This is a genomic window from Tardiphaga sp. OK246, from assembly GCF_900188215.1.
Classification (GTDB): Bacteria; Pseudomonadota; Alphaproteobacteria; order Rhizobiales; family Xanthobacteraceae; genus Tardiphaga; species Tardiphaga robiniae.
This window is the reverse complement of record NZ_FZOX01000002.1, coordinates 1083486-1109212: the sequence shown is the minus strand read 5'-3', so window position 1 is coordinate 1109212 and position 25727 is coordinate 1083486. Positions and strand designations below refer to the sequence as shown.

Genomic DNA, 25727 nt, shown 5'->3' with positions numbered 1-25727 from the left:
AATTCGCCATTCGATTGACACCACAACTATACACCGTTCCGTCACGAATGATGCGGCTTGGGCGGCCTCATGATAGTTATGTTTAGTGGTTCCCAGTTACCGGAAAGGCTGCCTAGCTTAGCGCAGCGGGGGTCAAATACCCTTTGTATCTGACGATCGAGCCAACCAATGGCATCGCGATATCCACATCGAAATGGAAACGGCCGTTGTTGTCCACGCTTTCGCGGGCGCTGGAGCGGGGTTGCAGGATGGACGGCAAGGGAAGTCCGAGAAGCCGTGCACCGACGATGTGCAGCGTCAGATTCGAATCCGTCGCTTTCCATTCCAGTCTGATGGCGACTGGCCCGAACACCTCGTCCAGACAATGCGTGAACGGATCGACGTTGCGCAAGTTCGAGCGCATCGTCACATCGGGATAGATCCGGGTCCAGGTTTCCGACCCGTCGTTCTCGCTGCGCATTTCTACGCGCAGCGGCATGTTCGTGCCGCCGCGCGGAAAGCGAAATACACGTGAAAACATAGCAGTGATGATCCCATCAGGACTGGTCGCATCGGCACGGCCTTCGAGCACGAGAACGCCACTCACGTCGTGGCTATCGCGGATGGCGGCAGGCAAAGTGTCATAGTCGGCGCCGAGCAGTCGTTTCATTAGAGGCGGTGGCGCCGCCGTCTCGGATTGCTCTGCCGTGATGCCGTGATGGGCAAACTCAGCAGCAATGACGTCGTACGGAATGATGCCGGCACATGCCGCAGCGCCGCGCCACGATAGACTGTTATCAGCGAGCATCTTCAGCGCCGCGAGCGCCGGTAACGTCGGGATATAGGGGCCGACGCCTGCATTTGCCGATAGCGTCCAGACCCGACGTGCAAGATCGCCTTTGTCGTTGATGAGGAGTGCATCGATCCGCATGCCGCCGCGGTCGGAGCCGAAGGGCTTTAGAAGATCGGCGATAGCGCGCAGCGGTCGTGCCAATGGGGTGAGCGTCTTGATAAGGCCGAGACGGACGAACAGTCCGAGAGCGGCAACGCCGTAGTGCAATAGACCGAGTTCAAGACCGGCGCGAAAGATGGCATCTGCCTTGGGATGATAGCGCGAGACGAGGAGATCGAGATCAGGCGTTTCGCATAATGCGACAGGACGACTGCCAATGCCAGGCAACGTCACCTTTTTGCCAAGGCTCCAGCCGGCATATTCACTCCAGCGACCGCTGCGAAACACGCGGACCGGTTGGCCTACCGTGGAGAGGATGGCCTTGACCACGCTCAGCCCGCGTGGAGCCCGGTTGCCCGGCGCAATGCTGACGTCGATCGAGATGACCGCGCGCGCGTCGGCCAACAACCTGTCAAGGGCCGCATGCGACAGTGCGGGCGTCGAACTTGCGCCTGACAATACGGCAACCCCCGCCGAGCGGGCATCCTGGTCGAGGTTGCCGATATGGCCTACGAAATCGCGGGCATCAGCAAGGTCGACATAGTGAAGGCCGGCACCGATGGCCGCGCGAGGCAAGCGATCGTCGCTGGCCTGAAACGGGCCGGACGAGTCTGCGACGGCATAGACACCGGGATAGCGGCTACGGAGGGCATTCAAGAACGGCGTGTCGATGCGGCTGCGCTCGCAGGCCTCGATTGATATTTGCGTGCCGAGCTGCTGAGCGAGTTTTTCCAACCGCGCGGTGTTGCGCGCGACCGCGATCACGGCGATGCCGGACCGGATGAGACCTGCCGCAAGCCGCTCGCCGAAAGCGCCTGTGGCTCCGACCAGCAACACGCTGCGTTCAAATGGCTGCATTGGCAGCCTGGTCGAAGCCGACAGCGGAATCGCCGGCCAGATCACTGGGTAAGCGGTGCGTTAAAATACCGGTCTTGAGACCCGCAAGTGTGTGCAGCATGTGTCGGCGTAGATAAGGCGACTTCGCGGCGCGATCAAAGGTGAGGTCACGCACCAAAGCCAGCGTGCCGGAATCCGATTGAAAGAACGGTGTCATCACTCGGCTCGCCAGCTGATAGAAACGGACATGAGCGCGTCGAACCTGTGCGTAACGCGCGAGTGCCGATGGCACATCGGTGCAAGACGCAAGCGCATCGGCCAGCGCCAGTGCGTCGAGCAATCCGTTGTTGGCGCCCTGGCCGAGTTGCGGCGACGTGGCGTGCGCTGAATCGCCGATCAGGGCCAGCGCGCCCTTGAACGGCTTTCGTGCCGTGTAGTGCACATAAGTCGCCAGCGTGAGGTCATCTGGACTGGTTAAGCCGGCAACGACCGGCGCAAGCGCAGGCCACAATTTTACGATCTGTTCGCGCCATGGTTCGAAACCATCGCGCCATTGCGGATAATCTCCGGGTTTTAGACTCCAGAACAATGCCGCCAGCGGCGGCCCGCCGGGCAACGCGCGGCCGACCGGCAGATAGCCGATCATGATCCGTGCAGCGACGTAACGCTGCGCCAGTTGGCCGTCGGCGATGCCGATATCGGGGACTGCAGCCCATACAGCGCCGTAGCTGAAATCCTGCGCGGCCGCTTGCGACACCAGCGGACGGAAACGCGACCGCGCCCCTGATGCGTCGATGACAAGATCGAAGCCTGGTCCGCTGCGGCCATCTTCGTCTTGTAGCGACGAGCGCCCGTCGGCGCGCGCCTCGATATCGACGATAAGCCTGCCGGTTTCCAGCGCCGCGCCCGATCGCGCGAAGGCAGCCCACAATTCACCGTGCAGCGCGGCACGGTGAATGCCGATTGCGTAGAATTCCGGCGCAAGGTCGGCATAGAGCAGATCGAAGATCGTGCCACCGCGTTCGGTGATGCCGTGTAGGCGCCCGATGCGCGCGCCTAGCGCCTCGATCGAACCGCGAAGTCCGAGCCGGTCCAGAGCCGCCAGACCGGTTGGCTGCATCAGGCCCGAACCGAGCGGCCGCGACGTCTCGAAGCGCTCATGAACGACCACGCGATGACCGGCACGCGTCAGCAGCGTCGCGGCCGCAAGTCCCGCGACGCCCGCACCGATGATCGCGACGTCGAGCGGAGCGCGCATGGTTTAGCGCACGATCAGTGACGACGAACTGGCGGGACAGAGACGCGCCATCATCACGCTTTTTCTTCCCAGATCATCGCGAGATGCACGATGGTCTGCACGGCTTTTTCCATGTCCTGGACGCTGACCCATTCGGTACGGCCATGGAAGGCGTGTTCGCCGGCGAAGATATTGGGGCAGGGCAGGCCCATGAAGGACAGCCGCGATCCGTCGGTGCCGCCGCGGATGCTGCTGCGGACGGGTTTGAGCCCGGCGCGCTGGATCGCTTCCACCGCGTATTCGACCATCTGCGGATAGCGGTCGATCACCTGCTTCATGTTGCGGTATTGCTGCTTGATCTCGAGCGTCGCCGTCGAGTGCGGATAGGCCGTCATCACGTCGTCGACGATGGATTGCAGCAGCGCTTCCTTCTCGGCAAGGCCGTCATCTGTGAAGTCGCGCACGATCAGACTGAGCGTCGCTTTTTCAAGCGCGCCAGAAATGCCGATCGGATGCAGGAAGCCTTGCTTGCCGTCGGTGGTCTCAGGCGAACAGGTGTCTTTCGGCAGTCGCTCGACGATTGCGGCGGCGATCTTGATGGCGTGCTCCATCTTGCCCTTGGCAAAGCCGGGATGCGCGCTGACGCCTTCGATGGTGATGACGGCGCCGTCGGCCGAGAAAGTCTCGTCTTCGACATAGCCGGCGGTCTCGCCATCCATGGTGTAGGCGAAGTCGGCGCCCAGCTTTGTCAGGTCGATCTTGTCGACGCCGCGGCCGATCTCTTCATCGGGCGTGAAGAGGATCTTGATGGTGCCGTGCTTGATCTGTGGATTGGCAACCAGGAAACGTGCCGCGTCCATGATCTCGGCAAGGCCAGCCTTGTTGTCGGCACCCAGCAAAGTGGTGCCGTCGGTGGTGATGATGTCATGGCCGATCTGGTCCTTCAGCGCCGGATTGTCGGCGACGCGGATGACCTGCGTTGTGTCCACCGGCAGCACGATATCGCCGCCCCGATAGTTCTTGACGATCTGCGGTTTGACGTTCTTGCCGCTGCAGTCGGGCGAGGTGTCCATATGCGAGCAGAAGCAGATCACCGGCACTTTCTTGTCCGATGTCGCGGGGATCGTCGCATAGACATAGCCATGCTCGTCGAGATGCGCGTCCCTGAGCCCCAGGTCCCGCAGCTCCTGCGCGAGCACGCGGCCGAGATCCTTCTGCTTTTCGGTCGATGGGCAGGTGGGGGAGGCGGGGTCGGACTGGGTGTCGATCACTACATAGCGCAGGAAGCACGCAGTCACGTCATGGGCGAAATCCAAGGTGGGAGTTGCTGTCAAAGGTCACCATCTGATTGCAGAAGTCCTGGCAGCTTAGAAGTTTCATTCCGGGCCGTCACGAGGACGCGGCCCGGAATGAGAAGTTCAAGCGGTCGATCAGACGGCTTCCTTGAGTTCCTTGGCCGGCCGGAACGCGACCTTCTTGCTGGCCGCGATCTCGATCTGCTCGCCGGTCGCCGGGTTGCGACCCATGCGGGCGGCGCGCTTGCGGACCTGAAGGATGCCAAGGCCGACGATACGGATACGCTCGCCATTCTTGAGGTGGTTGGTGATGCGCTCCACCATGTCACCGAGGATTTCTTCGGCCTTCTTCTTCGACAGCTCGTGATCTTCAGCCAGGGCCGCGGCGAGATGCTTCAGCGTGATGGTGGGAGGAGTGGCCGCTTTCGCGGCGGTGGTGGTTGCAGCTTTTGCCATGAATCTGGCCCTTCTCGTTGGTGGTCTGTCTTAAACCTGTGACGCAGCAGGGCTTAAACGATTCGGAGCGATGCCGCCCCGCTGTTTTGCCTGCAAACAGGGGCTTATTTGCATTTCCGGCCTTAAAACGGCCTTCTCGCAAAGCCTGCAGCGACGCTCTCTTGTGATGTCCCCCGGAATGGTTCTGCAACGTCCTTGACTTCAAAAGGACGTCCCTTTATGTCCAGCCCCACTGCGGGATTGCAGACGATCCACGCGGGAGTAGCTCAGTTGGTTAGAGCGCTGCCCTGTCACGGCAGAGGTCGCGGGTTCGAGTCCCGTCTCTCGCGCCATTCCATCGGGAATGGCGGGATTCAGGTCCATCCGCGGTCGTCCCCACAAATTTCCTCAAGAGAACTATAGAGTTGCAGACGTCACGCGCGGCATTTGATGTGCCAGCGCTCAGAACGAATCTGCGAGCGCGATTTCCTGCTTCAGCGCCTCGATTCGCCGCGCGGCTTCAGCGCGCGTCAGGTCCTTTTCGAATTGTTTGGGCTGATAGGCCTCGATCGCCAGCGATTTCAGCGTCAGCGCCTGGCCGCGGGTCATCGGGCCGGAGAGGCGATCCGGCAGGCTCTCATACGACGATACCGATGCGGCAATCGCGGGGACGACGATCTCACCGCGGGTGTTCAAAGCCGGGGTCTTCAAAGCCAGGGCCTTCAAAGCAAGGGGCATGGGAACCTCCAAAAATCCGATCTGGGTCGAAACAATGGCTTGTCATTTTGTTCTCTTTTTGTTCTATATCGCAAATGACCAAGCTCGCCAACCTGAATTTCAGAATCGCCCGGCTGCGCTACCAGATGAAAGGGGTGCAGTCGGATATCCGGCTGCTGACCAATGCCGGGCTGGACTGTGCCAATGCCTCCATGCGCCTGCGGCGGATGCAGGCCGATCTGCTGGCGCTCATTGCGGAGCGTGAGGCGCTGGCATGTCTGGCGTGAGCGAGCCGCCGCAGCTCAGGATCATTACATTGCGGGCGCAGATCGCCGAGCTCGGCGCGGCGATCCGCCTGTTGCGACAGGCGGGCATGGACAACGCCGCCGCGGAGTTGCTGCTGGTACGGAAACGCGCCGAACTGGATGGCATGTTGTGGCAGGGAAGGAACGTCAGGTCCGACCCGCCGACGGGCGAGGTCTGACGGTCCCGGCGGTTGAGAAGTCATGCCGGATTTTTGAGAATCTGCGGAAGGTTTGTCGCAGCCGGCGATGCATCGGTAAGGTTGCGTTTCAATCGTCGCGCCGCGCATGGCAGAGCATGAAACTGTCAACATCCCTTGTCTTGCATGGCTTGTTGCGCTGCGCTAAGCCTCAGAACCATTCCAATGTTCGAATCTGTGGCAAAGTCAGGGCCGCAGGAGTAAGGCTCGCCGATGAACGGCATCTTGCATAATTATCTCCCACTTGTGGTCTTTATCGGCATCGCATCCGTCATCGGTCTGGCCTTGCTCATCGCGCCATTTCTCGTCGCCTACCAGCAGCCAGATCCGGAAAAGCTGTCCGCCTATGAATGCGGATTCAACGCTTTTGACGATGCGCGCATGAAGTTCGATGTGCGGTTCTATCTGGTGGCGATTCTCTTCATCATCTTCGATCTGGAAGTCGCCTTTCTGTTTCCGTGGGCAGTGGCCTTCGGCAAGCTTGGCGCAACCGGCTTCTGGTCGATGATCGTGTTTCTCGGCGTGCTCACCATCGGTTTCGCCTACGAATGGAAGAAAGGCGCGCTCGAATGGGATTGAGCCCAGTCATAGCCTCGGCCCCCGCGATCGCGCAGGCGCCGAAAGGCATCATCGATCCGTCCACCGGCAAGCCGGTCGGCGCGAACGATCCGTATTTTCTCGAGGTCAATGCCGAGCTGTCCGACAAGGGCTTCTTCGTCGCCGCGACCGACGACCTGATCACTTGGGCGCGCACCGGCTCGCTGATGTGGATGACCTTCGGTCTCGCCTGCTGCGCGGTCGAGATGATGCAGGTGTCGATGCCGCGTTACGACGTCGAGCGCTTCGGCTTCGCGCCGCGCGCGTCGCCGCGTCAGTCCGACGTGATGATCGTCGCCGGCACGCTGACCAACAAGATGGCCCCGGCACTGCGCAAGGTCTATGACCAGATGCCGGAGCCGCGTTACGTCATCTCGATGGGCTCCTGCGCCAATGGCGGCGGCTACTATCACTACTCGTATTCGGTGGTTCGGGGCTGCGACCGTATCGTGCCGATCGACATTTATGTCCCGGGCTGCCCGCCCACCGCAGAAGCGCTTCTCTACGGCGTGCTGCTGCTGCAGAAGAAGATCCGCCGCACCGGCACGATTGAACGCTAAGACTCGCGAACGCTTAAGGCTTTGTCATGGACGATGTGAGGCTCGACACACTGGGTCAGACGATTGTCGGCGCCCTGCCGGGTGCCGCGCTCGCGCATGAGGTGGCGTTCGGCCAGCTGACGATTGCGGTGGAAACATCGAAGATCGTCGAGGTCGCGCAGTTCCTGCGTGACGATCCGCGCTGCCGCTTCGTCAATTTCACCGATGCGACCGCCGTCGACTATCCCGGTCGCGAAAAGCGCTTCGACGTTGTCTATCACCTGATGTCGCCGACGCTGAACACCCGCATCCGTCTGAAAGGTCTGGCATCCGAAACAACTCAGGTGCCGTCGATCATTTCGGTGTTTCCCGGCGCTGACTGGTTCGAGCGCGAAGCCTATGACCTCTATGGCGTGATCTTTGTCGGCCATCCCGACATGCGCCGTCTGCTGACCGATTACGGTTTCGACGGCCATCCGCTGCGCAAGGACTTCCCGCTCACCGGTTTCGTTGAGGTTCGCTACGACGACCAGGAGAAGCGGGTGGTGTATGAGCCGGTCCGGCTCAATCAGGAATTCCGTAAGTTCGATTTCCTCTCGCCCTGGGAAGGCGCGGATTATCCCGTGCTGCCCGGTGACGAGAAGGCAGAGGTCAAGCCATGACCGAACAACCCAACGTTCGCAATTTCACGATCAACTTCGGACCGCAGCATCCGGCCGCGCACGGCGTGCTCCGCCTTGTGCTGGAACTCGACGGTGAAGTCGTCGAGCGCGTCGATCCGCATATCGGCCTGCTTCACCGCGGCACCGAGAAGCTGATCGAGCAGAAGACCTATCTGCAGGCGATCCCGTATTTCGACCGGCTCGATTACGTCGCGCCGATGAACCAGGAACACGCATTCTGTCTGGCCGCCGAAAAGCTGCTCGGCGTCACCGTGCCGCGCCGCGGCCAGTTGATCCGCGTGCTGTATTCCGAAATCGGCCGCATCCTGTCGCATCTTCTCAACATCACCACGCAGGCGATGGACGTCGGCGCGCTGACCCCGCCGCTGTGGGGCTTCGAAGAGCGCGAAAAACTGATGGTGTTCTATGAGCGCGCCTCGGGCTCGCGCATGCATGCCGCGTTCTTCCGCATCGGCGGCGTACATCAGGACCTGCCGCCCAAACTGATCAACGATATCGATGCCTGGTGCGATGCCTTCCCGCAGGTGCTCGACGATCTCGAAACGCTGCTCACCGGCAATCGTATTTTCAAACAGCGTAACGTCGATATCGGCGTGGTCTCGCTGGAAGACGCCTGGAAGTGGGGCTTCTCCGGCGTGATGGTGCGTGGCTCCGGCGCTGCCTGGGATCTGCGCAAGTCGCAGCCTTATGAGTGCTACGCCGAAATGGACTTCGACGTTCCGATCGGCAAGAACGGCGACTGCTACGATCGCTACTGTATTCGTGTCGAAGAGATGCGGCAGTCGACCAAGATCATGAAGCAGTGCATCGCCAAGATGCGCGCGCCGGACGGGCAGGGTGCCGTTGCTGTCGAAGACAACAAGATTTTCCCGCCGCGCCGCGGCGAGATGAAGCGCTCGATGGAATCGCTGATCCATCACTTCAAGCTCTACACCGAAGGTTTTCGCGTGCCGGAAGGCGAGGTCTATGCGGCCGTCGAAGCGCCGAAGGGTGAGTTCGGCGTCTATCTTGTCTCCGACGGCAGCAACAAGCCGTACAAGTGCAAGATCCGCGCGCCGGGCTTTGCGCATCTGCAGGCCATGGACTTCATGTGCCGCGGCCATCTGCTCGCCGACGTCTCCGCCATTCTCGGTTCGCTCGACATCGTGTTCGGAGAGGTCGATCGGTGACGCTGACGCCTCCCATACAGTTTGACCGGGCGTCCGGCGTTCTCCAGAGCGTGAATCTCTGGGAACGTGCGATGGCCTGTGCGCTGGTGGTTGGCTCGAAGATCTCGTCGTCGTTCTCGCATCGCGGCTACAACATGTGCGCCAATCTGATGCGCAGGACTGTGCTGCCGGCGCGCGATCTCGTGGTTAAGCTGAATGCGGATGCGCTGTTCGCGTTCCCGTTCGGCGATGGCTACTGGAGCAAGTTGCTCAACCGCACGTTCTCCTATGAAGACGAGCTTGAGGTGTTGTTCCGGAACTCGATCGATGTCGATTACACGCTGCTCGATTGTGGCGCGAATTACGGATACTGGTCGGTGCTGGTGTCGAGCGCGCCGTTCGGCTCGCACAAGGCGATCGCCATCGAGCCGTCGTTCGACAATTTCGCCAAACTCGCCACTAACGCCAGGATTAATGGTGATCGGTTCGACGTCATCAAATGCGCGATCGGCTCGCAGCGTGGCACGGCCCATCTGTCGGGCACCAAGCACGAAGCTTTCAGCATCGCCGGCGATCCGAATGCCGGCGGCGAGGAAGTGCCGGTGATCGCGCTCGACAATCTGCTCGACGACGGCAAGGTGTCGATGTCGGGTAAATATCTGATCAAGCTCGACGTCGAAGGCGTCGAGATCGAGGCTATCAAGGGCGGCGCACGATTGCTGCAGGGCGACTCGGTCATCATGTGCGAAGAGCACGGCAATGACCCGCATCACACCGTCTCACGCTTTATCCTGGATCAAACGCCGCTCAAGCTGATCGTGCATGATCCCGCCACCAACCGTTTCGAAACCGTGACCGAGTTGTCGATCCTCGATCGCATCAAGGTGTCCACACATGTTGGCTACAACGTGTTTGGCACATCGAGTGCGTTCTGGCTCGACCGCATCAACAGCCTGAATGCGAGCGCGGCGCGCCGCACTCATTGAGAGACTAGACATGTCCGTCCGCCGTTTGGCTCCGAAAGAAGTTCAGCCCGCTTCGTTTGAATTCACGCCCGAGAATCTGGCGTGGGCGAAAGAGCAGATCACGCATTATCCGCCCGGCCGTCAGGCATCAGCCGCGATCGCGATCCTGTGGCGCGCACAGGAGCAACAGGCCGGCTGGGTCTCGGAAGCCGCGATCCGCGTCGTCGCCGACATGCTGGAAATGCCCTATATCCGCGTGCTCGAAGTCGCGACCTTCTATACCCAGTTCCAGCTGCAGCCGGTCGGCAAGAAGGCTCACATTCAGGTCTGCGGTACCACGCCTTGCATGCTGCGCGGCGCCGGCGATCTGATCGACGTCTGTCAGCATCGCATCCATCACGACCCGTTCCATCTGTCCGCAGATGGCGATTTCTCGTGGGAAGAGGTCGAGTGCCTCGGCGCCTGCGTCAACGCCCCGATGGCGATGATCTGGAGCGACACTTACGAAGACCTCACCAAAGAAAGCATGAACAAGCTGATCGACGGTTTCGCTGCCGGCACGCCGCCGAAGCCGGGTTCGCAGATCGGCCGTCAGTTTGCAGCGCCCGAAGGCGGCGCGCGCGTGATGACGAGCGGTGGCGCCGCCAGTTACACCAAGGTTCTGGATATGCCGAAGGAACCCGCGCTCGCCGATGCCGAGCCGAAGAAGCAGACCGAGTCGGCCAATGTGCAGGAGCGCCCGGCGCCGAAGCCGCCGGCGGCCGACGCGACCAAGGCTAATCCGCCGAAGGGTGGTGCTCCCAAGGAGCCGAAGAAATGACGCGCGTGCTGTCGATGAAATTTGCAACGCTGTCGGGGGACGCGGCAATGAACAAGTGGCTCTACATCGCACTGCATACGATGGTCGCAGCTGCGTTCATTTTCTCGCTGCAGCGTTTCTTTTTGAACGCCACGCTTGAATCCAGTCTGTTGTGGGCCGTTGTGTTCGGCGGTTGCGCCGCGATGCTCGCCTACAAGCAATCCAATCGCTGATCGAGGAAGCCATGCTCGACGACAACGACCGCATCTTCCGCAATCTCTACGGCCTCGACGACTGGGGCCTCGCCGGCGCACGCCGTCGCGGCGGCTGGGATGGCACGAAGGCCATCATCGACAAGGGCCGCGACTGGATCGTCAACGAGATGAAGGCGTCGGGCCTCCGTGGCCGTGGCGGTGCAGGTTTCCCGACCGGCATGAAGTGGTCCTTTATGCCGAAGGACAATGCTGACGGCCGTCCGAGCTATCTCGTCGTCAATGCTGACGAGTCCGAGCCCGGCACCTGCAAGGACCGCGAGATCATGCGGCACGATCCGCATACGCTGGTCGAAGGTTGCCTGATCGCGGGCTGCGCCATGGGCGCCCATGTCGGTTACATCTATGTGCGCGGCGAATTCATTCGCGAACGCGAGCATTTGCAGGCGGCGATCGATCAGGCCTATGAGGCCAATCTGATCGGCAAGAACAACATTCACGGCTTCCCGTTCGACCTCTATGTCGCGCACGGTGCCGGCGCCTATATCTGCGGCGAAGAGACGGCACTGCTCGAAAGCCTTGAAGGCAAGAAGGGCCAGCCGCGCCTGAAGCCGCCATTCCCGGCCAATGTCGGTCTCTACGGCTGCCCGACCACGGTGAACAATGTGGAGTCGATCGCGGTTGCGCCGGACATTCTGCGTCGCGGCGCGGCGTGGTTCGCCAGCATTGGTCGTCCGAACAATGTCGGCACCAAGCTTTACGGCATCTCCGGCCACGTCAACACGCCCTGCGTCGTCGAAGACGCGATGAGCATTCCGTTCCGTGAGCTGATCGAGAAGCATGGCGGCGGCATTCGCGGCGGCTGGGACAATCTGCTCGCGATCATCCCGGGCGGCGCATCGTGCCCGTTGATCCCGGCTGCGGATTGCGAAGAACTCATCATGGATTTCGACGGTACCCGCGCGGTGAAGTCGTCATTCGGCACCGCCGGCGTCATCGTCATGGACAAGTCCACCGACGTCGTCGCGGCGATTGCCCGCATCAGCTACTTCTTCAAGCATGAGAGCTGCGGCCAGTGCACGCCGTGCCGCGAAGGCACCGGCTGGATGTGGCGCGTGCTGAGCCGCATGGTCGAAGGCCGCGCCCACAAGCGCGAGATCGACATGCTGCTCGAAGTCACCAAGCAGGTTGAAGGCCACACCATCTGCGCGCTCGGCGATGCCGCCGCGTGGCCGGTGCAGGGCCTGATCCGCGCCTTCCGCCCGGAGATCGAACGCCGCATCGAAGAGTTTAGCCGCAAGGCGACGCTCGACGATCAGGGCATCCTCGATCCCGCGCATCTGGTCGCGGCGGAGTAGGGCGCATGGCTATGACGAAACTGATCATCGACGGCAAAGAGATCGAGGTTCCCGCGGAGTTCACGCTGCTGCAGGCGTGTGAAGCCGCCGGCGCCGAAATCCCGCGCTTCTGCTACCACGAGCGCCTGTCGATCGCCGGCAACTGTCGCATGTGTCTGGTGGAAGTGAAGGGCGGACCGAAGCCGGTCGCGAGCTGCGCCTGGGGCGTGCGCGATTGTCGTCCGGGTCCGAAGGGCGAGCCGCCGGAAATCTCGACCCGTTCGCCGATGGTCAAGAAGGCACGCGAAGGCGTGATGGAATTCCTGCTGATCAACCACCCGCTGGATTGCCCGATCTGCGATCAGGGCGGCGAGTGCGATCTGCAAGACCAGGCGATGGGCTATGGCGTCGACACGTCGCGCTTTGCCGAAAACAAGCGTGCCGTCGAGGACAAGTATCTCGGCGCGCTGGTCAAGACCTCGATGAACCGCTGCATCCAGTGCACGCGCTGCGTCCGCTTCGCTGCAGAAATCTGCGGCGTGCCGGAAATGGGCGCCACCGGTCGCGGCGAGGACATGGAAATCACCTCGTTCCTCGAAACGGCGCTGACCTCGGAACTGCAGGGCAACCTGGTCGATATCTGCCCGGTCGGTGCGCTGACCTCGAAGCCTTACGCTTTCGCCGCGCGTCCATGGGAGCTCGGCAAGACCCAGTCCATCGACGTCATGGATGCCGTCGGTTCGGCGATCCGCGTCGATACCCGTGGCCGCGAAGTGATGCGCATCCTGCCGCGCGTCAATGAGGCCGTGAACGAGGAATGGATCTCCGACAAGACGCGCCACATCGTCGACGGCCTGCGCACGCAGCGCCTCGATCGTCCGTATATCCGCGACAACGGCAAGCTGCGCGCTGCGACCTGGGCTGAAGCGTTCAGTGCCATCGCTGCGAAGGTTGCCGGCACCAAGAAGATCGGCGCCATCGCTGGCGATCTCGCCGCCGTCGAGGAAATGTTCGCGCTGAAGCAACTGCTCGCAAGCATGGGCTCGACCAATCTGGCGACCCAGAGCGCAGGCGCTTTCGATGCGGCCGCCGGCCGCGCGTCCTATATCTTCAACCCGACCATCGCCGGCATCGAGCAGGCCGACGCGCTGCTGATCGTGGGCGCCAATCCGCGCAAGGAAGCCGCCGTTCTCAACGCGCGCATCCGCAAGGCATGGCGCACCGGTGCGTTGAAGGTCGGCGTGATCGGCGAGAAGGCCGATCTGACCTATCGCTACGACTATCTCGGCGCCGGCACGGACTCGCTGGCCGAGCTCGCCGCCGGCAAGAACGCCTTCGCCGATGTGCTGAAGAACGCCAAGCATCCGATCGTGCTGGTGGGCGCCGGCGTAGCCGCACGTGCCGATGGCGCTGCGGTACTCGCGGCCGCTGCCAAGCTCGCTTCGGACTTCGGTGTTATCAAGGACGGCTGGAACGGTTTTGCGGTGCTGCAGACGGCGGCCTCGACGGTCGGCGCGCTCGATATCGGCTTCGCACCGACCGCAGGAAGCCTGAGCCTCGCGCAGATGACGTCGGCCGGTTCGCTCGACGTGTTGTTCTCGCTCGGCGCCGACGACGTGAAAGTCGCCGACGGCACCTTCGTCGTCTATATCGGCACCCATGGTGATCGCGGCGCGCATCGCGCTGACGTGATCTTGCCGGGTGCGGCCTATACCGAGAAGTCCGGCATCTTCGTCAACACCGAAGGCCGCGTGCAGATGGCGGAACGCGCCGGTTTCCCGCCGGGCGATGCCCGCGAGGACTGGGCGGTGATCCGCGCATTGTCCGACGTGCTCGGCCACAAGCTGCCTTACGATTCGCTGGCTGCCTTGCGACAGGCGATCTTCAAGGCTGCACCGCACCTGATGCGCATCGATCAGATCGAGGCCGGCGATGCCGGTGCGATCAAGACCCTTGCGGGCAAGGGCGGCACCGTCGACAAGACACCGTTCAAGGCCTCCGTTGAGGACTTCTACCTGACCAACCCGATCGCGCGTGCGTCAGCCATCATGGCGGAATGCTCCCGCCTGGCCTCCGGCCAGATGCTGACGGCGGCGGAGTAAACCGATGGCTGAATTCTGGACAAGCACCCTGTGGCCGCTGATCATCATGGTCGCGCAGAGCCTCCTTGTGCTCGTGGTGCTCTTGATTGCGATTGCCTACATCCTGCTGGCTGATCGCAAGATCTGGGCGGCGGTACAGATCCGCCGTGGCCCCAACGTGGTCGGGCCATTCGGCCTGCTGCAATCCTTCGCGGACTTGTTGAAATTCGTGCTGAAGGAGCCGGTGGTTCCTTCCAGCTCCAACAAGGGCGTGTTCCTGCTGGCGCCGCTGGTGTCCTGCGTGCTCGCGCTGGCGGCCTGGGCGGTGATCCCGATGGATCTCGGCTGGGTGATCTCCGACATCAATGTCGGCGTGCTCTATATCTTCGCGATCTCGTCGCTGTCGGTCTACGGCATCATCATGGCCGGCTGGTCGTCGAATTCGAAATATCCGTTCCTGTCGGCGCTGCGCGCCGCCGCGCAGATGGTGTCCTATGAAGTCTCGATCGGCTTCGTCATCATCACCGTCCTGCTCTGCGTCGGTTCGCTGAACCTGACGGCCATCGTCGCCGCGCAGGACTCGAAGTGGGGCATCCTCGGCTGGTACTGGATCCCGCTGTTCCCGATGTTCGTGATCTTTTACGTCTCGGCGCTAGCTGAAACCAACCGTCCGCCCTTCGACCTCGTCGAAGCGGAATCGGAACTGGTCGCGGGTTTCATGACCGAATATGGCTCGACCCCGTATCTGCTGTTCATGCTCGGCGAATATGTTGCCATCGTCACGATGTGCGCGCTGGCAACGATCCTGTTTCTCGGCGGTTGGCTGTCGCCGATCCCGTTCGCGCCATTCACCTGGGTGCCAGGCATCATCTGGTTCGCCATCAAGGTGATGTTCATGTTCTTCCTGATTGCGATGGCGAAGGCGATCGTGCCGCGCTACCGCTACGACCAGCTGATGCGTCTGGGCTGGAAGGTGTTTCTGCCGCTGTCGTTGGCGTACGTCATCATCGTCGCTGCCGTGCTGCAATTCGGGGGCCTTGCTCCGAAATGAGGTCACTATGAATATCAGGGCAACAGCTCACTCGCTTCTGCTGGCGGAGTTCGTTTCGGCGTTCGTCCTCGCCATGCGGTATTTCTTCAAGCCGAAGCCGACGCTGAACTATCCGTTCGAGAAGGGGCCGATCTCGCCGCGTTTCCGCGGTGAGCATGCGCTGCGCCGCTATCCGAACGGTGAAGAACGCTGCATTGCCTGCAAGCTCTGCGAAGCGGTGTGTCCGGCGCAGGCCATCACCATCGAAGCCGGCCCGCGCCGCAACGATGGTACGCGCCGCACCGTGCGCTACGACATCGACATGGTGAAATGCATCTATTGCGGACTGTGCCAGGAGGCCTGTCCGGTGGATGCGATCGTCGAGGGACCGAACTTCGAGTTCGCCACCGAGACGCGTGAGGAACTCTATTATGACAAGGCGAAATTGCTCGCCAACGGCGACCGCTGGGAGCGCGAGATTGCGAAGTCAATCGAACTCGACGCGCCGTACCGGTAAGGTGACCAGATGATCCTTCCCGCACTGTTCTTCTATCTGTTCGCCAGCATCTGCGTGGCTTCCGCGGTCATGGTGATTGCCTCGCGCAATCCTGTGCATTCCGTGCTGTTCCTGATCCTGGCCTTCGTCAACGCCTCGGGCCTGTTCGTGCTGATGGGCGCCGAATTCCTGGCGATGCTGCTGATCGTCGTCTATGTCGGCGCCGTCGCGGTGCTCTTCCTGTTCGTCATCATGATGCTCGACGTGGACTTCACGCAGCTGCGCGAAGGCTTCATTCAGTATCTGCCGTTTGGTCTCGTGATCGGCGCGATCTTCCTCGCCGAATTGCTGCTGGTCGCAGGTGGCTGGGTGATGAACCCGAACGTCACCAAGTCGATCACGGCGGCCATCCCGACCAATGTGAGCAATACCGAGGCGCTCGGCCTCGTGCTCTATACGAAGTACATCCATTACTTCCAGCTGGCCGGCATGGTGCTGCTGGTGGCGATGATCGGCGCGATCGTGCTGACGCTGCGTCACAAGGTCAAAGTCCGGCGCCAGGACATCAATGTTCAGAACGCGCGCAATCCGGAACTGGCGATGGAAGTGCGCAAGGTCGCGACCGGGCAGGGCCTGCAGGACGCCGACGCGGGGAGCTGGGTCAAATGACGATCGGTCTCGGACACTATCTGGCGGTCGCAGCGATCCTGTTCACGCTGGGCATTCTCGGCATCTTCCTGAACCGCAAGAACATCATCGTCATCCTGATGTCGATCGAGCTGATCCTGCTCGCCGTCAACATCAACATGGTGGCGTTCTCGACCTTCCTCGGCGACATCGTCGGGCAGGTGTTCGCGCTGCTTGTGCTGACCGTGGCCGCTGCGGAAGCAGCGATCGGTCTCGCCGTGCTGGTGGTCTATTTCCGCAACCGCGGCTCGATCGCGGTTGAAGACGTCAATCTGATGAAGGGCTGAGCCAGTTATGATCCAGGCTCTTGTATTCCTGCCGCTGATCGGCGCGCTGATCGCAGGCTTCATCGCCATTCTGGGGGCGCATGGGCGTAACCCGAGCGGCGACGAGATGGACCATGCGCATGACGACCACGGTCACGGCGATGCCAGCGCGCATGCACATGCTGCGCATGGGCATGACGATCATGGTCACGATGATCACGACGACCATCACCACGTTGCCGAGCCGGCCGCGCTCGGCTCGCGTGCAGCCGAGCTGATCACCGCCGGTCTGCTGGTGGTGTCGGCGGTGCTGTCCTGGATGACCTTCGTGGACGTCGCCTTCATGCATCACGATGCCCGTATCGTGCTGCTGAACTGGATCAATTCGGGCGACCTGCAGCTATCGTGGACGCTGCGCGTCGATACGCTGACCGCCGTGATGCTGGTCGTCGTCACCACGGTGTCGTCGCTCGTGCACATCTATTCGCTCGGCTATATGGAAGATGATCCGAACCGGCCGCGCTTCATGGCGTATCTGTCGCTGTTCACTTTCATGATGCTGATGCTGGTGACGGCGGATAACCTGCTGCAGCTGTTCTTCGGCTGGGAAGGCGTGGGTCTGGCCAGCTACCTGCTGATCGGTTTCTGGTTCAAGAAGCCCTCGGCCAATGCGGCGGCGATCAAGGCCTTCGTGGTCAACCGCGTCGGCGACTTCGGCTTCCTGCTCGGCATCTTCGCGCTGTTCATGCTGGTCGGCTCGACCGATCTCGACACCATCTTCGCCAGCGCGCCCGGACTGACCGGCAAGACGATCAACTTCTTCGGCTGGCACGCCGATGCGCTGACACTGACCTGTCTGCTGCTGTTCGTCGGCGCGATGGGCAAGTCAGCCCAGTTTCTGCTGCACACCTGGTTGCCGGACGCGATGGAAGGCCCGACGCCTGTGTCGGCGCTGATCCATGCGGCGACCATGGTCACCGCGGGTGTGTTCATGGTGGCGCGCATGTCGCCGCTGTTCGAACTCGCACCGAATGCACAGGCCGTCGTGATGCTGGTTGGCGCGACCACTGCATTCTTCGCCGCGACCATCGGTCTGGTGCAGAACGACATCAAGCGCATCGTCGCTTACTCGACCTGTTCGCAGCTCGGTTACATGTTCGTAGCGCTGGGGACGGGGGCTTACTCGGTCGCCATGTTCCACCTGTTCACGCACGCCTTCTTCAAGGCGCTGCTGTTCCTGGGCTCAGGCTCGGTGATCTACGCGATGCATCACGAACAGGACATCCGCAAGATGGGTGGCCTGTGGAACAAGATCCCGTTCACTTACGCGATGATGACCATCGGCACGCTGGCGCTGACCGGATTCCCGTTCACGGCCGGCTACTTCTCGAAGGACGCGATCATCGAAGCGGCTTACGCCTCGCACACCCAGTTCGCCTTCTACGGCTTCCTGATGACCGTGGTCGCGGCGCTGCTGACCTCATTCTATTCATGGCGTCTGGTGTTCAAGACGTTCCATGGCGAGCCGCACGACAAGAAGCATTACGATGCAGCGCATGAAGCGCCGCTGTGGATGCTGGTCCCGCTTGCCGTGCTGGGCATCGGATCATTCGCCGCAGGCTTCCCGTTCAAGGAGCTGTTTGCTGGTCATCACGTCGGCGAGTTCTTCCGGGAATCGCTGAAGATGAACCCGCACATCATCGAGGAGATGCATCACATACCGGGCTGGGTGCCCTATGTGCCGACTGTGATGATGGTGCTCGGTTTCCTGATTTCGTACCTGTTCTATGTTCGCAAGCCGTATTTGCCTGTCGAGCTCGCAAACCAGCATCCGCTGCTCTACAAGTTCCTGCTCAACAAGTGGTACTTCGACGAGCTCTACGAGATCATCTTCGTTCGTCCGGCCAAGTGGATCGGCCACTTCCTGTGGAAGAAGGGCGACGGCATGATCATCGACGGCCTCGGGCCTGATGGTGTCTCGGCCCGCGTGCTCAATATCACGCGCGGCGTGGTCAAGCTGCAGACCGGCTACCTCTATCACTATGCCTTCGCGATGCTGATCGGCGTCGCCGGGTTGATCACCTGGTTTATCTTCGGCCTGGGGGGCCAGTAACAATGGCGTCCGTCATGACATGGCCGGTTCTTTCGGTCGTCACCTTCCTGCCGATCGTCGGTGCGATCCTGATTTATCTCAGCCGCGGCGACGACGAGGCTGCGCAGGGCAATGCGCGCTGGATCGCGCTCTGGACCACGCTGATCACTTTTGCGGTCTCGCTGATCCTGGTGATGCGCTTCGACCCGTCGAACGGCGACTTTCAGTTCGTCGAAAAGGCGCCGTGGCTGGCCGCGACCATCAACTACCACATGGGCGTGGACGGCATTTCGCTGCCCTTCGTGATCTTGACAACAGCCCTGATGCCGTTCTGCATCCTGTGCAGCTGGAAGTCGGTCACCAAGCGCGTTCGCGAATACATGATCGCGTTCCTGTTCCTGGAAACGCTGATGATCGGCACCTTCTCGGCGCTGGATCTGGTGCTGTTCTATCTGTTCTTCGAAGGCGGCCTGATCCCGATGTTTCTGATCATCGGCATCTGGGGCGGCCCGCGCCGCGTCTACGCCTCGTTCAAGTTCTTCCTCTACACGTTCCTCGGCTCGGTACTGATGCTGCTGGCCATCATGGCGCTGTACTGGAATGCGGGCACGACCGACATTCCGACGCTGATGCACACGGCCGTGCCGCGCAGCCTGCAGACATGGGCGTGGTTGGCATTCTTCGCATCCTTCGCGGTCAAGATGCCGATGTGGCCGGTACACACCTGGCTGCCTGACGCACACGTGGAAGCGCCGACGGCAGGTTCGGTCGTGCTGGCCGCGATCATGCTGAAGATGGGCGGTTACGGCTTCCTGCGCTTCTCGCTGCCGATGTTCCCGGATGCCTCTCTCTATTTCGCGCCGATGGTCTGGACGCTCTCCGTGATCGCGATCGTCTACACGTCGCTGGTCGCGCTGATGCAGGAAGACATCAAGAAGCTGATCGCCTACTCGTCGGTCGCGCATATGGGCTACGTCACTATGGGTATCTTCGCCGGCACGACGCAGGGCGTCTCCGGCGCGGTGTTCCAGATGGTGTCGCATGGCATCGTGTCGGGCGCGCTGTTCCTCTGCGTCGGCGTCGTCTACGACCGGCTGCATACCCGCGAGATCGCGGCCTATGGTGGCCTCGTCAACCGGATGCCGATCTATGCGGCGCTGTTCATGGTCTTCACCATGGCCAATGTCGGTCTGCCCGGCACCTCCGGCTTCGTCGGTGAATTCCTGACGCTCATCGGCACCTTCAAGGTCTCGATCCCGACGGCGACATTCGCCAGCATCGGCGTGATCCTGTCGGCGGCCTATGCACTGTGGCTGTACCGCAAGGTCGTGTTCGGTGAACTGACCAAGCCTGCGTTGCAGGGCATCAAGGACATCACGTTCCGGGAAGGCCTGGTGCTGGTGCCGCTGGTCATTCTCACCATTCTGTTCGGAGTCTATCCGAAGCCGGTGCTCGACATGTCGGCGGCTTCGATCCAGCTCCTCGTTAACAATTACGCTGCTGCAACGTCTGCCGTGAAGGCAGCCGCGCTGCTGCAATGACCGCAGCAGATCAGGATAACGCGCAATGACGATTACGACCGCCGGATATTCCCTGCTGCCCGTACTGCCGGAGCTGATGCTCGCGGTTGGCGCCATGGTGCTGCTGATGATCGGTGCCTTCAACGGACCGAAGGTCACGGGTCTCGTCACCACGCTCGCCGTCTGCCTGCTGGTGGTGGTCGGTGCGGCTGAAATCATGCTGCCTGCGGGCAAGCATGTCACTTTCGGCGGTAGCTTCATCGTCGACGATTATGCGCGCTTCCTGAAGGTGCTGGCGATCATCGCATCGGCCGTGACGCTGATCCTGTCGCGGGAATTCCTCGCGGACCAGTCCCGTCGCATTTTCGAATACGCCATTCTGGTGCTGCTCTCGACGCTCGGCATGATGGTGCTGATCTCGGCCGGCGACCTGATCATGCTGTATCTCGGCCTCGAACTGATGAGTCTTGCGCTCTATGTCGTCGCTGCCTCCAACCGCGACAATGCAAAGTCGACCGAAGCCGGCCTGAAGTATTTCGTGCTGGGCGCGCTGTCGTCCGGCATGCTGCTCTACGGCGCTTCCATGATCTACGGCTTTACCGGCACGGTGTCCTTCGCCGGCATCGCCGCCGAAGCCAAGACCGGCAATATCGGCCTGGTGTTCGGCCTGGTGTTTCTGCTTGCTGGCCTCTGTTTCAAGGTTTCGGCCGTGCCGTTCCACATGTGGACGCCCGATGTCTACGAAGGCGCACCGACGCCCGTCACCGCCTTCTTCGCCTCGGCCCCGAAGGTTGCAGCACTCGCCGTGTTCACCCGCGTCACGCTGACCGCGTTCCCGGGCATCGTGGTGCAATGGCAGCAGGTCGTGGTGTTCGTGTCGCTGGCCTCGATGGTGCTGGGCTCGTTCGCCGCCATCGGCCAGACCAACATCAAGCGCCTGATGGCCTATTCGTCGATCGGCCATATGGGCTTCGCGCTGGTCGGCCTTGCCGCCGGCACGCAGGAGGGTGCGCAGGGCGTGCTGGTCTATATCGCCATCTATGTCGCGATGACCCTCGGCACCTTCGCCATCATCCTGACCATGAAGCGGGGTGGCCAGCCCGTTGAGACGATCAAGGATTTCGCTGGCCTGTCGCGCACCAATCCGATCATCGCCTTCTTCTTCGCGATGTTCCTGTTCTCGCTAGCAGGCGTCCCGCCGCTGGCCGGCTTCTTCGGCAAGTTCTACGTCTTCATGGCGGCCATCAAGTCGGGCCTGTTCGTACTGGCCGTGGTCGGTGTCTTGGCCAGCGTGGTGGGCGCGTTCTACTATCTGTCCATCGTGAAGCTGATGTATTTCGACGAGCCGGTCGGGAAGCTCGATCCGATGCGCGTTGAACTGCGCACGGTGCTGGCAGTGGCGGGTCTCTTCAACGTGTTGTTCTTCGTCTATCCGGCGCCTCTGGTCAGCGCGGCGGCATTCGCAGCGAAGTCGCTGTTCTAGATGGTATTTTCGCTCGGTCCCCGAGCCCTCGCGGCGGGCACGAAGCTCGCCGCATTCGACACAACCGGTTCGACCAATACGGAAGCCATGGACCGCGCGCGCGCAGGCGAGCGCGGTCCGATGTGGTTTGTCACAACAGAACAGACCGCGGGACGTGGGCGGCGGCATCGGCCGTGGGTCGCTCCCCGCGGGAACCTCGCCAGTTCGGTGCTGGAAGTTCTTGATGTGACGCCCTCAGTTGCGGCGACGCTGGGCTTTGCGGCCGGCGTCGCCGTTGAGAAGGCGCTCCGACAGATCAGCGTCGAAGCCGCGATGCGGGCGCCGCAGTCGGCCGCGAATGATTATCGGCTGAAATGGCCGAACGACGTTCTGGCAGGCGGGCACAAGCTGGTCGGAATGAATCTGGAGGCGGAGGCAGCGCCGAACGGCCAGCTTGCTGTTGTCGTCGGCATCGGCACCAATGTGGTGGCGGCCCCCGACAATATGCCTTATCCGGTTGCTTGCCTGCATGCGATGGGTGTCAGCGCCAGCGCCGAAGACCTGTTTGCGGCGCTTTCGGACACTTGGCAGGAGATGCGCAGCATCTGGGATTCCGGCCGCGGGTTTGCCGAGATCCGGCGACAGTGGCTGGAGCGCGCAGCAGGGATCGGTCAGCCGGTGTCCGTGGACAACGGGGTACAGACGATTTCGGGAATTTTCGACACCATTGATGAGGCCGGTTGTATGATTGTCGCGACAGCGGATCGCCGGCGAATCCCTATTACCGCCGGCGACGTTCATTTCGGATCGGCCGCGTCGACAAGGACAGCACGCAAATGACGCGACCCAACGAATTGACCTTCGCACCGCTGGGAGGCGTCGGCCAGATTGGCATGAACCTGTCGATCTATGGCCTAGCCGGGAAGTGGCTGGCGATCGACCTCGGCGTCTACTTCGGCGACGAGGAACATCTGCCCGGCATCGATCTGGTGATGCCCGACGTGCGCTTCCTGGAAAAGGAAAAGAAGAATCTCGTTGGTCTCGTGCTCACCCACGCCCATGAGGACCATTTCGGCGCCATCATCGATCTGTGGCCCAAGCTGAAATGCCCGATCTATGCGACGCAGTTCAGCGCCGCATTGTTCGAAGCCAAATGCGCCAGCGAGCGCAATCCGCCGAAGATCCCCGTCACCGTGGTGCCATCGGGCGGCCGCATCAATCTCGGCCCGTTCGATATCGAGTTCATTCCGGTTGCGCATTCGATTCCGGAATCCCATGCGATCGCGCTGCACACGCCGCTCGGCACCGTGCTGCATACCGGTGACTGGAAGATCGATCCGACGCCGATCATCGGCCTGCCAACCGACGAAAAGCGGCTGCGCGAACTCGGCGATGCCGGCGTGCTGGCCATCATCGGCGACTCCACGAATGCGGTGCGCGATGGCCGCTCACCTTCCGAAACGGAGGTTGCCGCCACGCTCACCAAACTGGTGAAGGCTGCCAAGGGCCGCGTCGCCGTTACGACCTTCGCATCGAACGTGGCGCGGTTGCGGGCCGTTGCCGAAGCGGCGCAGGCCGCGGGCCGCGAAGTGGTGCTGGTCGGCCGCGCCATGGAGCGCGTCGTGCAGGTGGCCCGCGAATGCGGCTATCTCGATGGACTGCCGGCGTTCCGCAACGCCGACTATTACGGCCATTTCCCGCCGGACAAGGTGGTGGCGCTGTGCACGGGCAGCCAGGGCGAAGCGCGCGCGGCGCTGGCGCGTATCGCCAGCGACGATCATCCGATGGTGACCCTCAACAAGGGCGATACGGTGATCTTCTCGTCGCGGACCATTCCGGGCAACGAGAAGGCGGTCGGCACCATCATCAACGGTCTTGTCACGCAGGGCATCGAGGTGATCACCGATCGCGATGCGCTGGTGCATGTGTCCGGCCATCCGCGCCGCGACGAATTGCGCGACATGATTTCCTGGGTGCGGCCGCAATTGTTGATCCCCGTCCATGGCGAGGCGCTGCATCTGCACGAGCATGCCAAGCTGGCGCGCGCCTGCGGCGTGCCGCGGACCATGATCGTCAAGAACGGCGACCTGGTGCGCCTTGCGCCCGGCGATGCTGCCGTCATCGACGAACTGCCGTCGGGCCGCATGTTCAAGGACGGCCTCATTCTCGAGGATTCCAAGTCCCGCGCCGTAAGCGAGCGGCGCCGGCTGTCCTTTGCCGGCTGTGCGTTCGTGGCATTGGCCGTGACCATGAAGGGCGAACTGGTCGACGATCCTGCGGTCGATCTGATCGGCATTCCCGAAAAGAACCTCAAGGGCGAGGTGATGGAGGATGTCGTGTTCGACATCGTCGTCAACATCGTCGAAAACCTGCCCAAGGCGCGCAAGCGCGATCCGGATGCGATGGCGGAGTCGGTGCGACGCGCTGTCCGCTCGTCACTCGCCGATCAATGGGGCAAGAAGACGATGTGCTACGTTCACATCCTGCAGGTCGAAGACTAAAAGCAAAGAAACAAAGACTACGGAGGAAACACGATGCTGGGCCGGCTCAATCATGTGGCGATTGCCGTCGCCGATGCGGAGAAAGCTGCGAAGATCTACGGCACCGCCTTCGGTGCCGAGATTTCCGCGACCGTGCCGCTGCCGGAGCATGGCGTGATCACGGTGTTCGCGACGCTGCCGAATACCAAGATCGAGTTCATCCAGCCGTTGGGCGCGGATTCCCCGATCGCCAAATTCGTCGAGCGCAATCCTGACGGCGGCATTCATCACATCTGTTACGAAGTGCCGGATATCATCGCGGCACGCGACAACCTGATCAAGGAAGGCGCGCGCGTGCTTGGCGACGGCCAGCCGAAGATCGGCGCCCACGGCAAGCCTGTGCTGTTCCTGCATCCCAAGGATTTCTCGGGCGCGCTGGTAGAGATCGAACAAGCTTCCGAAATCGAACAGTCCTGAGGACGCGATGGCCTATACGATCTCGACGTCGCTCGCGGTCTATTTCGTCATCTGGTGGATCACGCTGTTCCTGACGCTGCCGTTCGGCGTGCGCAGCCAGCATGAGGATGGCAAGGGCACCGACGGCACCGATCCCGGTGCGCCGGTGCTGGCGCGGATGGGGCGCAAGCTGATCTGGACCACGGTGATTTCCGCGGTGCTATTCGCGGGCGGCATGTATGCGTATCGCATGGGCTACTTCAACATCGAGAGGCTCTCGAAGCTGATGGGCGTGCCGATCTGAGAGCGATCTTTAACCTACGGAGTCTGTCCTTTCAGGTGTCGATACGGAGCTGACGCATGAAGCGCTTTCTGCTTTTTCTGTTGCTTGGGCCGGCTGTCGGTTTCGCGGTTTTCGAGCTGCGCGAAATTGCCAGCGGCAGGATCATCGGCGGCTTTCCCGGCTTCATTATGGGATTGCCCTTTGCCTACTGGTTCGGGCTGATCCCGTCGCTGGTGATGTGGCTTGAGGACTGGTTCCTTGAAGACAAGATGCAGCTGTGGCCGAAGGTGCTGACCTCGGCGCTTACTGGCTATGTCGTGAGTATCGGGATGATGTTGATCTGGACGTCGGTGTCGATTCCGCTGCGTCAGATTCTTACATTCGGGATCGTCGGCGCGGTACAGGGCCTGGTCTGTTCGTGGCTGTCGGGCATCAAGCCGAAGGGTGGTGCGCTGTAATACGCGGCGCTTTGCATCTCCGAAAAAAGGCCGGCATGGATGCCGGCCTTTTTTGCGTCTCGGACGATATGAAGCGTCGCTATCGTTGTCGGGAATCTGCCGAAAAAAAAGAGCAGGGCCGCAGCCCTGCTCGGAAAATTGTGTCGACCCTATTACCCCAAACTTTGGATTTTATCCTTGCT

Annotated in this window: 28 protein-coding genes and 1 tRNA gene; 24 read left to right on the top strand and 5 right to left on the bottom strand. The window is 61.7% G+C overall.

Annotation, left to right across the window (positions count from 1 at the left end):
- Positions 1 to 112: 112 nt before the first annotated feature.
- The 4 genes from CHC01_RS12645 to CHC01_RS12630 form a co-directional block, all read right to left on the bottom strand.
- Positions 113 to 1789, bottom strand: coding sequence for a saccharopine dehydrogenase family protein (locus tag CHC01_RS12645; protein WP_089264569.1), 1677 nt, complete (start codon positions 1787 to 1789; stop codon positions 113 to 115).
- On the bottom strand, positions 1776 to 3026 hold the full coding sequence (locus CHC01_RS12640) for an FAD-dependent oxidoreductase (RefSeq protein WP_089264568.1): 1251 nt from the start codon (positions 3024 to 3026) through the stop codon (positions 1776 to 1778). The genes CHC01_RS12645 and CHC01_RS12640 overlap by 14 nt, the downstream gene beginning before the upstream one ends.
- Positions 3027 to 3079: 53 nt before the next feature.
- Complete coding sequence (pepT, locus tag CHC01_RS12635; RefSeq protein ID WP_089264567.1) at positions 3080 to 4339, bottom strand: peptidase T; 1260 nt, start codon at positions 4337 to 4339, stop codon at positions 3080 to 3082.
- Positions 4340 to 4435: 96 nt separating this feature from the next.
- Positions 4436 to 4756 carry an HU family DNA-binding protein gene (locus tag CHC01_RS12630; protein ID WP_068730898.1) on the bottom strand — a complete coding sequence of 107 codons (321 nt, stop codon included), beginning with the start codon at positions 4754 to 4756 and terminating at the stop codon, positions 4436 to 4438.
- A 255-nt stretch (positions 4757 to 5011) separates the two neighbouring features.
- Here CHC01_RS12630 and CHC01_RS12625 point away from each other — a divergent pair.
- Positions 5012 to 5088: transfer RNA gene (locus tag CHC01_RS12625), tRNA-Asp, on the top strand.
- A 109-nt stretch (positions 5089 to 5197) separates the two neighbouring features.
- Here the strand turns inward: CHC01_RS12625 and CHC01_RS33055 are convergent.
- On the bottom strand, positions 5198 to 5473 hold the full coding sequence (locus CHC01_RS33055) for a DUF3072 domain-containing protein (RefSeq protein WP_244558317.1): 276 nt from the start codon (positions 5471 to 5473) through the stop codon (positions 5198 to 5200).
- A 74-nt stretch (positions 5474 to 5547) separates the two neighbouring features.
- Here CHC01_RS33055 and CHC01_RS12615 point away from each other — a divergent pair, with 74 nt between their 5' ends.
- The 23 genes from CHC01_RS12615 to CHC01_RS12505 all read left to right on the top strand — a co-directional run bounded on the left by CHC01_RS12615 (position 5548) and on the right by CHC01_RS12505 (position 25545).
- A complete protein-coding gene (locus CHC01_RS12615) occupies positions 5548 to 5739 on the top strand; it encodes a hypothetical protein (RefSeq protein ID WP_089264566.1) in 192 nt (63 codons plus the stop codon).
- Positions 5727 to 5936: a hypothetical protein gene (locus CHC01_RS12610; protein ID WP_089264565.1), complete on the top strand. Its 210-nt coding sequence runs from the start codon at positions 5727 to 5729 to the stop codon at positions 5934 to 5936. The genes CHC01_RS12615 and CHC01_RS12610 overlap by 13 nt, the downstream gene beginning before the upstream one ends.
- A 231-nt stretch (positions 5937 to 6167) precedes the next feature.
- On the top strand, positions 6168 to 6533 hold the full coding sequence (locus tag CHC01_RS12605) for an NADH-quinone oxidoreductase subunit A (RefSeq protein WP_068730894.1): 366 nt from the start codon (positions 6168 to 6170) through the stop codon (positions 6531 to 6533).
- Positions 6524 to 7111, top strand: a complete 588-nt coding sequence (locus tag CHC01_RS12600; RefSeq protein WP_089264564.1) for a NuoB/complex I 20 kDa subunit family protein — start codon at positions 6524 to 6526, stop codon at positions 7109 to 7111. Before CHC01_RS12605 ends, CHC01_RS12600 begins: the two co-directional genes overlap by 10 nt.
- Before the next feature lie 26 nt (positions 7112 to 7137).
- Entirely contained in the window at positions 7138 to 7752 is a 615-nt protein-coding gene (locus CHC01_RS12595; RefSeq protein ID WP_089264563.1) for an NADH-quinone oxidoreductase subunit C, read from the top strand.
- Positions 7749 to 8942, top strand: a complete 1194-nt coding sequence (locus tag CHC01_RS12590) for an NADH-quinone oxidoreductase subunit D (RefSeq protein WP_089264562.1) — start codon at positions 7749 to 7751, stop codon at positions 8940 to 8942. The genes CHC01_RS12595 and CHC01_RS12590 overlap by 4 nt, the downstream gene beginning before the upstream one ends.
- Positions 8939 to 9907, top strand: coding sequence for an FkbM family methyltransferase (locus tag CHC01_RS12585; RefSeq protein WP_244558316.1), 969 nt, complete (start codon positions 8939 to 8941; stop codon positions 9905 to 9907). Before CHC01_RS12590 ends, CHC01_RS12585 begins: the two co-directional genes overlap by 4 nt.
- Before the next feature lie 10 nt (positions 9908 to 9917).
- Entirely contained in the window at positions 9918 to 10706 is a 789-nt protein-coding gene (gene nuoE, locus CHC01_RS12580) for an NADH-quinone oxidoreductase subunit NuoE (RefSeq protein ID WP_089264561.1), read from the top strand.
- Positions 10703 to 10918, top strand: a complete 216-nt coding sequence (locus CHC01_RS12575) for a hypothetical protein (RefSeq protein ID WP_089264560.1) — start codon at positions 10703 to 10705, stop codon at positions 10916 to 10918. The genes nuoE and CHC01_RS12575 overlap by 4 nt, the downstream gene beginning before the upstream one ends.
- An 11-nt stretch (positions 10919 to 10929) precedes the next feature.
- Positions 10930 to 12255, top strand: a complete 1326-nt coding sequence (gene nuoF / locus CHC01_RS12570; RefSeq protein ID WP_068730888.1) for an NADH-quinone oxidoreductase subunit NuoF — start codon at positions 10930 to 10932, stop codon at positions 12253 to 12255.
- A gap of 11 nt (positions 12256 to 12266) precedes the next feature.
- On the top strand, positions 12267 to 14336 hold the full coding sequence (nuoG, locus tag CHC01_RS12565) for an NADH-quinone oxidoreductase subunit NuoG (RefSeq protein WP_089264559.1): 2070 nt from the start codon (positions 12267 to 12269) through the stop codon (positions 14334 to 14336).
- Between the two features lie 4 nt (positions 14337 to 14340).
- The gene (gene nuoH, locus CHC01_RS12560; protein WP_089264558.1) at positions 14341 to 15366 is read left to right on the top strand and encodes an NADH-quinone oxidoreductase subunit NuoH; all 1026 of its coding nucleotides are present in this window, start codon (positions 14341 to 14343) and stop codon (positions 15364 to 15366) included.
- A gap of 7 nt (positions 15367 to 15373) precedes the next feature.
- Positions 15374 to 15862 (top strand): NADH-quinone oxidoreductase subunit NuoI, encoded by a 489-nt coding sequence (gene nuoI, locus CHC01_RS12555; protein WP_089264557.1) that lies wholly within the window; start codon positions 15374 to 15376, stop codon positions 15860 to 15862.
- Between the two features lie 9 nt (positions 15863 to 15871).
- Positions 15872 to 16510 carry an NADH-quinone oxidoreductase subunit J gene (locus CHC01_RS12550; protein WP_068730884.1) on the top strand — a complete coding sequence of 213 codons (639 nt, stop codon included), beginning with the start codon at positions 15872 to 15874 and terminating at the stop codon, positions 16508 to 16510.
- Positions 16507 to 16815, top strand: coding sequence for an NADH-quinone oxidoreductase subunit NuoK (gene nuoK, locus CHC01_RS12545; RefSeq protein WP_068730883.1), 309 nt, complete (start codon positions 16507 to 16509; stop codon positions 16813 to 16815). Before CHC01_RS12550 ends, nuoK begins: the two co-directional genes overlap by 4 nt.
- Before the next feature lie 7 nt (positions 16816 to 16822).
- Positions 16823 to 18907 (top strand): NADH-quinone oxidoreductase subunit L, encoded by a 2085-nt coding sequence (nuoL, locus tag CHC01_RS12540; RefSeq protein ID WP_089264556.1) that lies wholly within the window; start codon positions 16823 to 16825, stop codon positions 18905 to 18907.
- 14 nt (positions 18908 to 18921) lie between these two features.
- Positions 18922 to 20427 carry an NADH-quinone oxidoreductase subunit M gene (locus CHC01_RS12535; RefSeq protein WP_414716891.1) on the top strand — a complete coding sequence of 502 codons (1506 nt, stop codon included), beginning with the start codon at positions 18922 to 18924 and terminating at the stop codon, positions 20425 to 20427.
- A 25-nt stretch (positions 20428 to 20452) separates the two neighbouring features.
- Positions 20453 to 21889, top strand: coding sequence for an NADH-quinone oxidoreductase subunit NuoN (gene nuoN, locus CHC01_RS12530; protein WP_089264555.1), 1437 nt, complete (start codon positions 20453 to 20455; stop codon positions 21887 to 21889).
- Complete coding sequence (locus CHC01_RS12525; protein WP_089264554.1) at positions 21890 to 22708, top strand: biotin--[acetyl-CoA-carboxylase] ligase; 819 nt, start codon at positions 21890 to 21892, stop codon at positions 22706 to 22708.
- The gene (locus CHC01_RS12520) at positions 22705 to 24369 is read left to right on the top strand and encodes a ribonuclease J (protein WP_089264553.1); all 1665 of its coding nucleotides are present in this window, start codon (positions 22705 to 22707) and stop codon (positions 24367 to 24369) included. The genes CHC01_RS12525 and CHC01_RS12520 overlap by 4 nt, the downstream gene beginning before the upstream one ends.
- Positions 24370 to 24402: 33 nt before the next feature.
- Positions 24403 to 24825, top strand: a complete 423-nt coding sequence (mce, locus tag CHC01_RS12515) for a methylmalonyl-CoA epimerase (protein WP_068730877.1) — start codon at positions 24403 to 24405, stop codon at positions 24823 to 24825.
- A 7-nt stretch (positions 24826 to 24832) separates the two neighbouring features.
- Positions 24833 to 25108 carry a DUF1467 family protein gene (locus tag CHC01_RS12510; protein WP_089264552.1) on the top strand — a complete coding sequence of 92 codons (276 nt, stop codon included), beginning with the start codon at positions 24833 to 24835 and terminating at the stop codon, positions 25106 to 25108.
- A gap of 56 nt (positions 25109 to 25164) precedes the next feature.
- Positions 25165 to 25545: a hypothetical protein gene (locus tag CHC01_RS12505; RefSeq protein WP_089264551.1), complete on the top strand. Its 381-nt coding sequence runs from the start codon at positions 25165 to 25167 to the stop codon at positions 25543 to 25545.
- Positions 25546 to 25727 lie beyond the last annotated feature (182 nt).

Bases quoted from the DNA above. Each gene is read 5' to 3' on its own strand.
- CHC01_RS12630 (WP_068730898.1), bottom strand. From the start codon at position 4,756: ATGGCAAAAGCTGCAACCACCACCGCCGCGAAAGCGGCCACTCCTCCC.
- CHC01_RS12640 (WP_089264568.1), bottom strand. From the start codon at position 3,026: ATGCGCGCTCCGCTCGACGTCGCGATCATCGGTGCGGGCGTCGCGGGA.
- CHC01_RS12550 (WP_068730884.1), top strand. From the start codon at position 15,872: ATGATCCTTCCCGCACTGTTCTTCTATCTGTTCGCCAGCATCTGCGTG.
- CHC01_RS12525 (WP_089264554.1), top strand. From the start codon at position 21,890: ATGGTATTTTCGCTCGGTCCCCGAGCCCTCGCGGCGGGCACGAAGCTC.
- CHC01_RS12610 (WP_089264565.1), top strand. From the start codon at position 5,727: ATGTCTGGCGTGAGCGAGCCGCCGCAGCTCAGGATCATTACATTGCGG.
- CHC01_RS12595 (WP_089264563.1), top strand. From the start codon at position 7,138: ATGGACGATGTGAGGCTCGACACACTGGGTCAGACGATTGTCGGCGCC.
- CHC01_RS12510 (WP_089264552.1), top strand. From the start codon at position 24,833: ATGGCCTATACGATCTCGACGTCGCTCGCGGTCTATTTCGTCATCTGG.
- CHC01_RS12605 (WP_068730894.1), top strand. From the start codon at position 6,168: ATGAACGGCATCTTGCATAATTATCTCCCACTTGTGGTCTTTATCGGC.
- nuoE (WP_089264561.1), top strand. From the start codon at position 9,918: ATGTCCGTCCGCCGTTTGGCTCCGAAAGAAGTTCAGCCCGCTTCGTTT.
- nuoK (WP_068730883.1), top strand. From the start codon at position 16,507: ATGACGATCGGTCTCGGACACTATCTGGCGGTCGCAGCGATCCTGTTC.
- nuoF (WP_068730888.1), top strand. From the start codon at position 10,930: ATGCTCGACGACAACGACCGCATCTTCCGCAATCTCTACGGCCTCGAC.
- nuoH (WP_089264558.1), top strand. From the start codon at position 14,341: ATGGCTGAATTCTGGACAAGCACCCTGTGGCCGCTGATCATCATGGTC.
- nuoI (WP_089264557.1), top strand. From the start codon at position 15,374: ATGAATATCAGGGCAACAGCTCACTCGCTTCTGCTGGCGGAGTTCGTT.
- nuoG (WP_089264559.1), top strand. From the start codon at position 12,267: ATGACGAAACTGATCATCGACGGCAAAGAGATCGAGGTTCCCGCGGAG.
- nuoL (WP_089264556.1), top strand. From the start codon at position 16,823: ATGATCCAGGCTCTTGTATTCCTGCCGCTGATCGGCGCGCTGATCGCA.
- CHC01_RS12505 (WP_089264551.1), top strand. From the start codon at position 25,165: ATGAAGCGCTTTCTGCTTTTTCTGTTGCTTGGGCCGGCTGTCGGTTTC.
- CHC01_RS12600 (WP_089264564.1), top strand. From the start codon at position 6,524: ATGGGATTGAGCCCAGTCATAGCCTCGGCCCCCGCGATCGCGCAGGCG.
- CHC01_RS33055 (WP_244558317.1), bottom strand. From the start codon at position 5,473: ATGCCCCTTGCTTTGAAGGCCCTGGCTTTGAAGACCCCGGCTTTGAAC.
- CHC01_RS12520 (WP_089264553.1), top strand. From the start codon at position 22,705: ATGACGCGACCCAACGAATTGACCTTCGCACCGCTGGGAGGCGTCGGC.
- mce (WP_068730877.1), top strand. From the start codon at position 24,403: ATGCTGGGCCGGCTCAATCATGTGGCGATTGCCGTCGCCGATGCGGAG.
- CHC01_RS12645 (WP_089264569.1), bottom strand. From the start codon at position 1,789: ATGCAGCCATTTGAACGCAGCGTGTTGCTGGTCGGAGCCACAGGCGCT.
- CHC01_RS12615 (WP_089264566.1), top strand. From the start codon at position 5,548: ATGACCAAGCTCGCCAACCTGAATTTCAGAATCGCCCGGCTGCGCTAC.
- CHC01_RS12575 (WP_089264560.1), top strand. From the start codon at position 10,703: ATGACGCGCGTGCTGTCGATGAAATTTGCAACGCTGTCGGGGGACGCG.
- CHC01_RS12535 (WP_414716891.1), top strand. From the start codon at position 18,922: ATGACATGGCCGGTTCTTTCGGTCGTCACCTTCCTGCCGATCGTCGGT.
- nuoN (WP_089264555.1), top strand. From the start codon at position 20,453: ATGACGATTACGACCGCCGGATATTCCCTGCTGCCCGTACTGCCGGAG.
- CHC01_RS12590 (WP_089264562.1), top strand. From the start codon at position 7,749: ATGACCGAACAACCCAACGTTCGCAATTTCACGATCAACTTCGGACCG.